Below are 11,345 nucleotides of genomic sequence, written 5' to 3'. Positions count from 1 at the left end.
TTTCCCCGGTTTTTTTTTCCACCGGCGGGAGAACGGGGGGTGTGGTTGTTCCGGTCGGCGGCACCAACCGGGAGAGGCGACCTTGTTGGGGGCCCCACCCTCGCCCCCCCCCCCCCACAACCGGGCCGTCGGTCACTGGGCGGCCAGGCCGCCGTTGCGCTCGTTCGGCTCCAGGTCGAACTCACCGTCCCGCGCGCCCAGCACGAAGGCCCGCCACTCCGCCTCCGTGTACCGCAGCACGGTGTCCGGGTCGAGCGACGACCGCATGGCCACGGCACCCTCGGGCAGGTAGGCGATCTCGACCCGCTCCTCGTCCTGCTCGGTGCCGGGCGCGCAGTGCCACTCGACACCCGAGATGTCGAGCGCGTAGAGCTCGTCCCGCTCCCGCTCCTTGCGCGCCTTCATCTCCTCAGCCGTCTCGCTCATCCCGCGGCGACCCCTTCCCGACGACGTATCTACGCTGTGACGGTCACACTACTGGCGGTCGCACCGCCTTCGGCTGTCTCGCACGGTCCGGGACCGTCCCGGACATTCTCGTACTCCGGCACTGGTACCCTGGTCGACGGCCGTTTGTGTACGCACCCCCGGAGTCCCCCGTGGACCCCTGAGGCCGCGCCCGACGGATCCCAGCCTCCCGAGTTGTGGAAGCTCCCCCGCGATGAAGACCGGGGGCGCTCGGTGGGCACTCACAGACTATGAGGAGTACGCGTGTCGCTCGACGCCGCAGTGAAGAAGCAGATCATCTCCGAGTTCGGTACCAAGGAGGGTGACACCGGCTCCCCCGAGGTCCAGGTGGCTCTGCTCTCCCGTCGGATCTCCGACCTGACGGAGCACCTCAAGACCCACAAGCACGACCACCACTCCCGTCGTGGTCTGCTGATCCTGGTCGGTCAGCGCCGTCGCCTCCTGCAGTACCTGGCGAAGAAGGACATCCAGCGCTTCCGTGCGCTGGTCGACCGCCTGGGCATCCGCCGCGGTGCGGCGGGCGCCAAGTAAGACGCCGTGAAGGGAGCGGTTCCCGGAGAGACCCGGGGCCGCTCCCTTTGCCGTACATGCGGAAACGTGCGGAGTGTCACTCACGCTTTGTAGTGTGGTAGCACAACGCAATACGCACGACACAGCACGACAACGAACAAGGAGAAGCGCACCCAAGCCGCCGCCGGTCCTCGGTAGTGGCCCCCGGGGGGAAGCGAGCCCCGGGTGCTTCGATCGAAGACCGGCCCGCACAGCACGGCGCGCTTCTCCGGGACCGTCCCCCTGCCACACGGGCAGATCGGGACAAAAGACGTAACGCAGACGAAAGTAACGGAGAAAACGCTAGTGGAGAACGAGACCCACTACGCCGAGGCCGTCATCGACAACGGCACCTTCGGCACCCGCACCATCCGCTTCGAGACGGGCCGCCTGGCCAAGCAGGCCGCCGGCTCCGCCGTGGCGTACCTGGACGACGACACCATGGTGCTGTCGGCCACCACCGCCTCCAAGAACCCCAAGGACCAGCTCGACTTCTTCCCCCTCACGGTGGACGTCGAGGAGCGCATGTACGCGGCCGGGAAGATCCCCGGTTCCTTCTTCCGCCGTGAGGGCCGGCCGAGCGAGGACGCGATCCTCACCTGCCGCCTGATCGACCGCCCGCTGCGCCCGTCCTTCAAGAAGGGCCTGCGCAACGAGATCCAGGTCGTCGCCACCATCATGGCGCTCAACCCCGACCACCTGTACGACGTCGTCGCGATCAACGCCGCGTCCGCGTCCACCCAGCTGGCCGGTCTGCCCTTCTCCGGCCCGATCGGCGGCGTCCGCGTCGCGCTGATCAACGGCCAGTGGGTCGCGTTCCCGACGCACACCGAGCTCGAGGACGCCGTCTTCGACATGGTGGTCGCCGGTCGCGTCCTGGAGGACGGCGACGTCGCGATCATGATGGTCGAGGCCGAGGCCACCGAGAAGACCATCCAGCTGGTCCAGGGCGGCGCCGAGGCGCCGACCGAGGAGGTCGTCGCCTCCGGTCTGGACGCCGCGAAGCCCTTCATCAAGGTGCTCTGCAAGGCCCAGGCCGACCTCGCCGCGAAGGCCGCCAAGCCGACCGGCGAGTTCCCGATCTTCCTCGACTACCAGGACGACATCCTGGAGGCGCTGTCCGCCGCCGTCCGCCCGGAGCTCGCCGCCGCGCTGACCATCGCCGGCAAGCAGGAGCGCGAGGCCGAGCTGGACCGCGTCAAGGGTCTGGCCGCCGAGAAGCTGCTCCCGGAGTTCGAGGGCCGCGAGAAGGAGATCTCCGCCGCGTACCGCTCGCTGACCAAGCAGCTGGTCCGCGAGCGCGTGATCAAGGAGAAGAAGCGCATCGACGGCCGCGGTGTCACCGACATCCGCACCCTGGCCGCCGAGGTCGAGGCCATCCCGCGGGTGCACGGCTCGGCGCTGTTCGAGCGTGGCGAGACCCAGATCCTGGGCGTCACCACCCTCAACATGCTCCGGATGGAGCAGCAGCTGGACACCCTTTCCCCGGTGACCCGCAAGCGCTACATGCACAACTACAACTTCCCGCCGTACTCCACCGGCGAGACCGGCCGCGTCGGCTCCCCGAAGCGGCGCGAGATCGGCCACGGTGCCCTCGCCGAGCGCGCCCTGGTCCCGGTCCTGCCGACCCGCGAGGAGTTCCCCTACGCGATCCGTCAGGTGTCCGAGGCGCTCGGCTCCAACGGCTCGACGTCCATGGGCTCGGTCTGCGCCTCCACCATGTCGCTGCTGAACGCCGGTGTGCCGCTGAAGGCCCCGGTCGCCGGTATCGCCATGGGCCTGATCTCCCAGGAGATCGACGGCGAGACGCACTACGTCAGCCTCACCGACATCCTCGGTGCGGAGGACGCCTTCGGTGACATGGACTTCAAGGTCGCCGGCACCAAGGAGTTCGTGACCGCCCTCCAGCTCGACACCAAGCTGGACGGCATCCCGGCCTCCGTCCTGGCCGCCGCCCTCAAGCAGGCCCGGGACGCCCGCCTCCACATCCTCGACGTGATGATGGAAGCGATCGACAAGCCGGACGAGATGTCCCCGAACGCCCCGCGGATCATCACCGTCAAGATCCCCGTGGACAAGATCGGCGAGGTCATCGGCCCCAAGGGCAAGATGATCAACCAGATCCAGGAGGACACCGGCGCCGAGATCACCATCGAGGACGACGGCACGATCTACATCGGCGCCTCCGACGGCCCGGCCGCCGAGGCCGCCCGCGCCACGATCAACGGCATCGCCAACCCGACGATGCCCGAGGTCGGCGAGCGCTACCTGGGCACGGTCGTGAAGACGACCACCTTCGGTGCGTTCGTCTCCCTGCTGCCCGGCAAGGACGGTCTGCTGCACATCTCGCAGATCCGCAAGCTGGCCGGCGGCAAGCGCGTGGAGAACGTCGAGGACGTCCTCGGCGTGGGCCAGAAGGTCCAGGTCGAGATCGCCGAGATCGACTCCCGCGGCAAGCTCTCCCTGATCCCCGTGATCGAGGGCGAGGAAGGTTCCGACGAGGACGCAAAGGACGACACCGACAAGTGACGTCGAGCAGCTCCACGACGACGGCCCGCACCTCTTCGGAGGCGCGGGCCGTCGCCCGTACCCAAACCCTGATCAAGGGCGAGAACGGCATCGGTACGGTCCGCAAGACCACCCTCCCCGGGGGCCTGCGCATCGTCACCGAGACCCTGCCCTCGGTGCGCTCCGCGACCTTCGGCATCTGGGCCCACGTCGGCTCCCGCGACGAGACCCCGGCCCTGAACGGCGCCACGCACTACCTGGAGCACCTGCTCTTCAAGGGCACCACGCGGCGCTCCGCCCTGGACATCTCCTCCGCCATCGACGCGGTCGGCGGCGAGATGAACGCGTTCACGGCGAAGGAGTACACGTGCTACTACGCGCGCGTGCTCGACACCGACCTGCCGCTCGCGATAGACGTCGTCTGCGACATGCTGACCGGCTCGCTGATCCTCGAGGACGACGTCAACGTCGAGCGGGGCGCGATCCTCGAAGAGATCGCCATGACCGAGGACGACCCGGGCGACTGCGTGCACGACCTGTTCGCGCACACCATGTTCGGCGACAACGCCCTCGGCCGCCCGGTCCTCGGCACGGTGGACACGGTCAACGCCCTCACCGCCGACCGCATCCGCCGCTTCTACAAGAAGCACTACGACCCCACCCACCTGGTGGTGGCGGCGGCCGGCAACATCGACCACAACAAGGTCGTACGACAGGTCCGCGCGGCCTTCGAGAAGGCCGGCGCCTTCCGGACCGCCGACGCGGCCCCCATCGGCCCCCGCGACGGCAGCCGCACCATCCGCACCGCCGGACGCGTCGAACTCCTCGGCCGCAAGACCGAACAGGCGCATGTCGTCCTCGGCATGCCCGGGCTGCCCCGCACCGACGACCGCCGCTGGGCGCTCGGCGTGCTCAACACCGCCCTCGGCGGCGGCATGTCCTCCCGGCTCTTCCAGGAGGTCCGCGAGAAGCGCGGCCTGGCCTACAGCGTGTACTCGTACACCTCGGGCTTCGCCGACTGCGGACTGTTCGGCGTGTACGCCGGCTGCCGGCCCTCGCAGGTCCACGACGTCCTCAAGATCTGCCGGGACGAACTGGACCAGGTCGCCGAGCACGGCCTGCCGGACGAGGAGATCGGCCGTGCCGTCGGCCAGCTCCAGGGCTCGACGGTGCTCGGCCTGGAGGACACCGGCGCGCTGATGAACCGGATCGGCAAGAGCGAGCTGTGCTGGGGCGAGCAGATGTCCGTCGACGACATGCTGGCCCGGATAGCCGCGGTGACCCCGGACGAGGTCCGCTCCGTCGCCCGCGACATCCTGGGACAGCGCCCGTCGCTGTCCGTCATCGGCCCGCTCAAGGACAAACAGGCCGCACGCCTGCACGACGCCGTCGCCTGACACACCACCGGTAAGGAACGAAGAAGATGAGCAAGCTGCGTGTGGCGGTCCTCGGGGCCCAGGGCCGTATCGGGTCCGAGGCGGTCAAGGCGGTCGAGGCCGCCGAGGACATGGAGCTGGTCGCCGCCCTCGGCCGGGGCGACAAGCTGGAGGCGCTGGCCGAGTCCGGCGCCCAGGTCGCGGTCGAACTGACCACGCCCGCCTCGGTGATGGGCAACCTCGACTTCTGTGTGCGCCACGGCATCCACGCCGTCGTCGGCACGACCGGCTGGACCGACGAGCGCCTCGCGCAGCTGACGGGCTGGCTGGAGCAGTCCCCGGAGACCGGCGTGCTCATCGCCCCGAACTTCTCGATCGGCGCCGTGCTGACGATGAAGTTCGCGCAGATCGCCGCGCCCTGGTTCGAGTCGGTGGAGGTCGTCGAACTCCACCACCCGAACAAGGTCGACGCCCCCTCCGGCACCGCCACCCGCACCGCCCAGCTCATCGCCGAGGCCCGCCGCACGGCCGGCACCGCCCCGGCCCCGGACGCCACCGTCACCGCCCTGGACGGCGCACGCGGCGCCGACGTCGACGGAATCCCCGTCCACGCCGTCCGCCTGCGCGGCCTCCTGGCCCACCAGGAGGTCCTGCTGGGCGGCGAGGGCGAGACCCTCACCATCCGCCACGACTCCCTGCACCACAGCAGCTTCATGCCGGGCATCCTGCTCGGCGCCCGCCGCGTGGTCACCGCTCCGGGCCTGACCATCGGCCTGGAAAACTTCCTGGACCTGGGCTGATACGAGACCTCTGACATGCGCGCGAAGCTCTCCTACGCCCTCACGGCCGCCGTCCTGGTCTTCTACTTCGTCCTGGTCGGCAGCCGGGGCGTGATGCTCATCCAGACCGGCACGGTCCTCACCGTCACCTTCGGGGTGGCGGTGCTGATCCTGCCGGTCATCGGCGTGTGGTTCCTGTGGAAGAACACCCAGTTCGTCCGCCGCGCCAACGCCCTGGCCGCCGAACTCGACGCCGAGGGCGGCCTGCCCGTGGACGAACTGAAGCGCACCCCCGGCGGCCGCATCGACCGGGACTCCGCCGACGAGGTCTTCGCCAAGCGCAAGGCCGAGACCGAGGCCGCCCCCGACGACTGGCGCAGCTGGTTCCGGCTCGCCGTCGCCTACCACGACGCCCGCGACACCCCGCGCGCCCGCAAGGCGATGCAGCGCGCCATCGCCCTGCACGACGGCAGGCCGGTGGAGGCCTGAACGGCAGCCCGCACATACGAAAGGGGCCGGTCCGCCTGGTGCGGACCGGCCCCTGCCGTATGCCATCGGATGCCGCTCAGCCGCGCCCGTACTGCGCCGCCCACGCCTCCACCGCGTCCGCCGCACGGTCGAAGGCCGACGCCCGGCCCAGGAAGTCCATCCCATGGGTGGTCAGCAACGGCTCCGTGTCGGCCGCCGAGCGGTCCTTGCGTACGAGCGTCAGGGCCTGGCCCTGCACCGTGCGCGGCAGCCCCAGCCAGCGCACCGGCTGTTGCGCCGTGCGCACCGAGACGACCCGCTTCCAGGGCACGGTCCGGGTCTGCAGCAGACCGATCTGGCGCACTCCGCGCGCGCTCACCCACACGCCCATGCGCAGTATCCGCAGGGCGGCGGCGATGATCAGCAGCGCGATGCCGAGGACCGCGCCGGCGGAGGAGAGCGAGCCGGTCAGCGCCAGCGCGACCGCCGCGAACAGCACGAACGAGGCGAGCAGCAGCCACAGGGCGGCTCCGCCCACCCGCCACGGCCCGGGCCGGTACGGGCGCCGCCAGCGGTCCCGGTCGTCGTAGGGCAGGGGACTGTCGAGCGCCGCGTCATCGGTGCGGTCGGCCATCAGGAAGGGCAGGGGCACGGCTGGTCCTCACTCAATCCATGCATGGGCTGTGCCCGGTGAGGCTATCCGGCCGTGTTCCCGCTCACCACTCGCGGGGGGCCGGAAGAGTCAGTGCCCCTGGGAGGCCTGTGACTGCTGGGTCCCGCTGTCGGACGGCGTGGACAGCGCCGGCATGCCCAGGACCAACGAGCCCACCATCCCGGCGACGATGGTGAGCCCGAACAGCCACCGCCCGGCTATCTGACCCACGGACGACCGCTGACGGGGCGGGGGCGTGACATTGCTGCGGAAACTGTCGGCTTCGGCGATGAAGGCGAACGGTACGGGTTGGCGCCTGGAGGCGCCTCCCAGCGGACGCTGGGGGAGGAACATCGGGGGCGTCTCCTCTCTGGGACTGCGGGACGGGATCGAACGAATCGCCCTCACCAACACAGACGAGCGAACGGAGCGATAGGTGCCCGGTTGCCCCGAATTCACAGAACTTCACCGAAGTTGGCCAAAGATGTCGCGCCCCGGTACCGAACGCCCTGATGTCAGTGCCGGGCCGTAGAGTGGGCGCCGCCCGAGAGAAGTGATGGAAGGACCCTCCGAGCCGTGACCGACACCCCCGCCGACGACCTCAAGCCCAGCTTCCGGAGCGATGTCACCGTCGAGCTGGTCAAGCACAGCGCGGCCGACTCCGACGTGCTGTGGGCCGCCCGAGTCTCCACCGCCGGCGAGCAGTCCCTGGACGAGCTGAAGAAGGACCCCGAGCGCTCCAAGGGCCTGATCAACTACCTGATGCGGGACCGGCACGGCAGCCCCTTCGAGCACAACTCGATGACCTTCTTCATCAGCGCCCCGATCTTCGTCTTCCGCGAGTTCATGCGGCACCGGGTGGGGTGGTCCTACAACGAGGAGAGCGGCCGCTACCGCGAGCTCCAGCCCGTCTTCTACGTCCCCGGCGAGTCCCGCAAGCTCGTCCAGGAAGGCCGCCCCGGCAAGTACGTCTTCGTCGAGGGCACCCAGGCCCAGCAGGAACTCGTCGGCCGGGTGATGGAGGACTCCTACCGCGAGGCGTACGAGGCCTACCAGGAGATGCTCGCCGCCGGTGTCGCACGTGAGGTGGCCCGGGCGGTGCTGCCCGTCGGGCTCTTCTCCTCGATGTACGCCACCTGCAACGCCCGCTCGCTGATGCACTTCCTCGGCCTGCGCACCCAGCACGAGCTGGCCAAGGTGCCGTCCTTCCCGCAGCGGGAGATCGAGATGGTCGGCGAGAAGATGGAGGCGGAGTGGGCCGGGCTCATGCCGCTCACCCACGCCGCCTTCAACGCCAACGGCCGTGTCGCGCCGTAACCAGGCCGTTCCGTCGCCCGGTGGCTCGCGCGTCTTGTCGTGCTCGGCACAGATGTACGGATCAGCCTGGCGAGGTGTCCGTATTGCGGCATTTAGCGAAGTTCATCTAGCCTGATCAAACGGACCCGGCACTGCTTGAACCCCCGAGCAGGCAGTGCCGGGCTCCGCATTTGTCCGGACTTTCCCCGCACCCCAAGGGCAGACCGCGCCGTGAGCACCGAGTAGCGTGTAACCCATGGCTCCGACCTCCACTCCGCAGACCCCCTTCGGGCGGGTCCTCACCGCCATGGTCACGCCCTTCACGGCGGACGGCGCACTCGACCTCGAGGGCGCGCAGCGGCTCGCTACCCACCTGGTGGACGCAGGCAACGACGGCCTGATCATCAACGGCACCACCGGTGAGTCGCCCACCACCAGCGACGCGGAGAAATCGGACCTGGTACGAGCCGTACTGGAGGCGGTCGGCGACCGCGCCCACATCGTGGCGGGCGTCGGCACCAACGACACCCACCACAGCGTCGAACTGGCCCGTCAGGCCGAGCGGGACGGCGCACACGGCCTGCTGGTCGTCACGCCGTACTACAACAAGCCCCCTCAGGAGGGCCTGTACCGGCACTTCACGACGATCGCCGACGCCACCGGGCTGCCCGTCATCCTCTACGACATCCCCGGCCGCAGTGGCGTCCCGATCAGCACCGAGACGTTCGTCCGCCTCGCCGAGCACCCGAGGATCGTCGCCAACAAGGACGCCAAGGGCGACCTCGGCCGCGCGAGCTGGGCCATCGCCCAGTCCGGCCTGGCCTGGTACTCCGGCGACGACATGCTCAATCTGCCGCTGCTCTCCGTGGGCGCCGTCGGCTTCGTCTCCGTCGTCGGCCACGTCGTCACCCCGGACCTCAGGGCCCTCGTCGACGCCTTCACCTCCGGTGACGTACAGAAGGCCGCGGAGATCCACCAGAAGCTGCTCCCGGTCTACACCGGCATGTTCCGCACCCAGGGCGTCATGACGACCAAGGCCGCGCTGACCCTCCAAGGGCTGCCTGCCGGGCCGCTGCGTGCCCCCATGGTCGAATGTTCGGCCGACGAGATCGCCCAGCTCAAGATCGATCTTGCTGCCGGCGGGGTACAGCTCTGACAACAGACTTCGCGCGGATGCCCGCGTAGCAAGGCTTAACAACTGAATACGGCGGGACACCGGTGCCCGCATCCCACAACGACAACTGCTTATGCACGAACGTCACGCACGCCACGTGCCCGACCGGTACGTGGCGTGCGTGGTGAGGAGAGTCTTTTGAGTCATCCGCATCCTGAACTCGGCTCGCCGCCCCAGCTCCCCGAGGGCGCCCTGCGCGTCACCCCGCTCGGCGGGCTCGGCGAGATCGGCCGAAACATGACCGTCTTCGAGTACGGCGGTCGTCTGCTGATCGTCGACTGCGGAGTGCTCTTCCCCGAGGAGGAGCAGCCCGGAATCGACCTGATCCTGCCGGACTTCACGTCCGTCCGGGACCGCCTCGACGACATCGAGGGCATCGTCCTCACCCACGGCCACGAAGACCACATCGGCGGCGTCCCGTTCCTGCTCCGCGAGAAGCCGGACATCCCGCTCATCGGCTCCAAGCTGACCCTCGCCCTCATCGAGGCGAAGCTCCAGGAGCACCGCATCCGCCCGTACACCCTGGAAGTGGCGGAGGGCCAGCGCGAGCGCATCGGCCCCTTCGACTGCGAGTTCGTCGCCGTCAACCACTCCATTCCGGACGCCCTGGCCGTGGCCATCCGCACCCCGGCCGGCATGGTGGTGCACACCGGCGACTTCAAGATGGACCAGCTCCCGCTGGACCACCGGCTGACGGATCTGCACGCGTTCGCGCGGCTGAGCGAGGAAGGCATCGACCTTCTTCTGGCCGACTCGACCAACGCCGAGGTGCCGGGTTTCGTCCCGCCCGAGCGCGACATCTCGAACGTCCTGCGCCAGGTCTTCGCCGGAGCCCGCAAGCGGATCATCGTGGCGAGCTTCGCCAGCCATGTCCACCGCATCCAGCAGATCCTGGACGCGGCCCACGAGTACGGCCGCCGGGTCGCCTTCGTCGGCCGTTCCATGGTCCGCAACATGGGCATCGCCCGGGACCTGGGCTACCTCAAGGTCCCGCCGGGCCTCGTCGTGGACGTCAAGACGCTCGACGACCTCCCGGACAGCCAGGTGGTCCTGGTCTGCACGGGCTCCCAGGGCGAACCGATGGCCGCCCTGTCCCGGATGGCCAACCGCGACCACCAGATCCGCATCGTCGACGGCGACACGGTCATCCTGGCGTCCTCCCTGATCCCCGGGAACGAGAACGCGGTCTACCGCGTCATCAACGGTCTGACCCGGTGGGGCGCCGACGTCATCCACAAGGGCAACGCCAAGGTGCATGTCTCCGGCCATGCCTCCGCCGGTGAACTGCTGTACTTCTACAACATCTGCCGGCCGAAGAACCTGATGCCGGTCCACGGCGAATGGCGCCATCTGCGTGCCAACGCCGAACTCGGCGCCCTGACCGGCATCCCGCACGACCGCATCGTCATCGCCGAGGACGGCGTGGTCGTCGACCTGGTCGAGGGCAAGGCCAAGATCTCCGGCAAGGTCCAGGCCGGTTATGTGTACGTCGACGGTCTCTCCGTCGGCGACGTCGGTGAGCCGGCCCTGAAGGACCGCAAGATCCTCGGCGACGAGGGCATCATCTCGGTCTTCGTCGTGGTCGATTCCTCCACCGGCAAGATCACGGGCGGCCCGCACATCCAGGCCCGCGGCTCCGGCATCGACGACTCGGCGTTCGGGGCGGTCGTCCCGAAGATCTCGGAGGTCCTGGAACGCTCGGCCCAGGACGGCGTGGTGGAGCCCCACCAGCTGCAGCAACTCATCCGCCGGACCCTCGGCAAGTGGGTCTCGGACACGTACCGCCGCAGGCCGATGATCCTCCCGGTCGTCGTGGAGGTCTGACCCGCGCACGCGTCAACCAGGAGCGGGGCGCCTCGATTTGCATCGAGGCCCCCCGCTCCAGTACGTTTACGGCTCCGCCCAGCCGGGAACCCCAGTGCTTCATGGACTGGATCCGGTTCCCCGGACCGGGTGGAAATTCCGACTCAGAACTTCTGATAAAGTCGGAACCGCCGGAAAGGGAAACGCGAGAGCGAGAACCTGGAAAGCACCGAGGAAATCGGATCGGAAGAAGATCTGATAGAGTCGGAAACGCA

The 11,345-nt window shown here is 69.0% G+C and carries 11 protein-coding genes; 8 read left to right on the top strand and 3 right to left on the bottom strand.

What is annotated here, in order from left to right; all coding sequences use genetic code 11:
• Positions 1-132: 132 nt before the first annotated feature.
• Positions 133-426, bottom strand: a complete 294-nt coding sequence (locus ACZ4N4_RS46275; protein ID WP_123973668.1) for a DUF397 domain-containing protein — start codon at positions 424-426, stop codon at positions 133-135.
• A 282-nt stretch (positions 427-708) separates the two neighbouring features.
• On the opposite strand from ACZ4N4_RS46275, the gene rpsO reads away from it, so the two are divergent.
• The 5 genes from rpsO to ACZ4N4_RS46250 all read left to right on the top strand — a co-directional run bounded on the left by rpsO (position 709) and on the right by ACZ4N4_RS46250 (position 6,166).
• Positions 709-996: a 30S ribosomal protein S15 gene (gene rpsO, locus ACZ4N4_RS46270; RefSeq protein WP_004924725.1), complete on the top strand. Its 288-nt coding sequence runs from the start codon at positions 709-711 to the stop codon at positions 994-996.
• Between the two features lie 324 nt (positions 997-1,320).
• Positions 1,321-3,543 carry a polyribonucleotide nucleotidyltransferase gene (locus ACZ4N4_RS46265; protein ID WP_450768569.1) on the top strand — a complete coding sequence of 741 codons (2,223 nt, stop codon included), beginning with the start codon at positions 1,321-1,323 and terminating at the stop codon, positions 3,541-3,543.
• Complete coding sequence (locus tag ACZ4N4_RS46260) at positions 3,540-4,919, top strand: M16 family metallopeptidase (RefSeq protein WP_467600929.1); 1,380 nt, start codon at positions 3,540-3,542, stop codon at positions 4,917-4,919. Before ACZ4N4_RS46265 ends, ACZ4N4_RS46260 begins: the two co-directional genes overlap by 4 nt.
• A gap of 26 nt (positions 4,920-4,945) precedes the next feature.
• Positions 4,946-5,698: a 4-hydroxy-tetrahydrodipicolinate reductase gene (dapB, locus tag ACZ4N4_RS46255; RefSeq protein ID WP_467600926.1), complete on the top strand. Its 753-nt coding sequence runs from the start codon at positions 4,946-4,948 to the stop codon at positions 5,696-5,698.
• Positions 5,699-5,713: 15 nt separating this feature from the next.
• On the top strand, positions 5,714-6,166 hold the full coding sequence (locus ACZ4N4_RS46250; RefSeq protein ID WP_450768566.1) for a tetratricopeptide repeat protein: 453 nt from the start codon (positions 5,714-5,716) through the stop codon (positions 6,164-6,166).
• Positions 6,167-6,242: 76 nt separating this feature from the next.
• Here the strand turns inward: ACZ4N4_RS46250 and ACZ4N4_RS46245 are convergent, their stop codons facing one another.
• Both ACZ4N4_RS46245 and ACZ4N4_RS46240 read right to left on the bottom strand, forming a co-directional pair.
• Positions 6,243-6,797: a hypothetical protein gene (locus ACZ4N4_RS46245; protein WP_467600923.1), complete on the bottom strand. Its 555-nt coding sequence runs from the start codon at positions 6,795-6,797 to the stop codon at positions 6,243-6,245.
• 90 nt (positions 6,798-6,887) lie between these two features.
• Positions 6,888-7,151, bottom strand: a complete 264-nt coding sequence (locus tag ACZ4N4_RS46240; RefSeq protein ID WP_467600920.1) for a hypothetical protein — start codon at positions 7,149-7,151, stop codon at positions 6,888-6,890.
• 222 nt (positions 7,152-7,373) lie between these two features.
• Between ACZ4N4_RS46240 and thyX the strand changes: the two genes are divergently transcribed.
• The 3 genes from thyX to ACZ4N4_RS46225 all read left to right on the top strand — a co-directional run bounded on the left by thyX (position 7,374) and on the right by ACZ4N4_RS46225 (position 11,091).
• A complete protein-coding gene (thyX, locus tag ACZ4N4_RS46235) occupies positions 7,374-8,114 on the top strand; it encodes an FAD-dependent thymidylate synthase (protein ID WP_453576030.1) in 741 nt (246 codons plus the stop codon).
• 235 nt (positions 8,115-8,349) lie between these two features.
• Complete coding sequence (dapA, locus tag ACZ4N4_RS46230; protein ID WP_453576027.1) at positions 8,350-9,249, top strand: 4-hydroxy-tetrahydrodipicolinate synthase; 900 nt, start codon at positions 8,350-8,352, stop codon at positions 9,247-9,249.
• 156 nt (positions 9,250-9,405) lie between these two features.
• Positions 9,406-11,091, top strand: coding sequence for a ribonuclease J (locus tag ACZ4N4_RS46225; protein WP_467600916.1), 1,686 nt, complete (start codon positions 9,406-9,408; stop codon positions 11,089-11,091).
• The last annotated feature ends 254 nt before the right edge of the window (positions 11,092-11,345 follow it).

This window comes from Streptomyces sp. NPDC026538 (assembly GCF_055567535.1).
Note: the sequence above shows the minus strand (reverse complement) of the source record. Positions and strands in the feature narration are given on the sequence as shown.

What these genes read in the sequence shown, in the direction of transcription:
- ACZ4N4_RS46240 (WP_467600920.1), bottom strand. Translation starts at nt 7,151, where the DNA reads ATGTTCCTCCCCCAGCGTCCGCTGGGAGGCGCCTCCAGGCGCCAACCC.
- ACZ4N4_RS46275 (WP_123973668.1), bottom strand. Translation starts at nt 426, where the DNA reads ATGAGCGAGACGGCTGAGGAGATGAAGGCGCGCAAGGAGCGGGAGCGG.
- dapB (WP_467600926.1), top strand. Translation starts at nt 4,946, where the DNA reads ATGAGCAAGCTGCGTGTGGCGGTCCTCGGGGCCCAGGGCCGTATCGGG.
- dapA (WP_453576027.1), top strand. Translation starts at nt 8,350, where the DNA reads ATGGCTCCGACCTCCACTCCGCAGACCCCCTTCGGGCGGGTCCTCACC.
- ACZ4N4_RS46250 (WP_450768566.1), top strand. Translation starts at nt 5,714, where the DNA reads ATGCGCGCGAAGCTCTCCTACGCCCTCACGGCCGCCGTCCTGGTCTTC.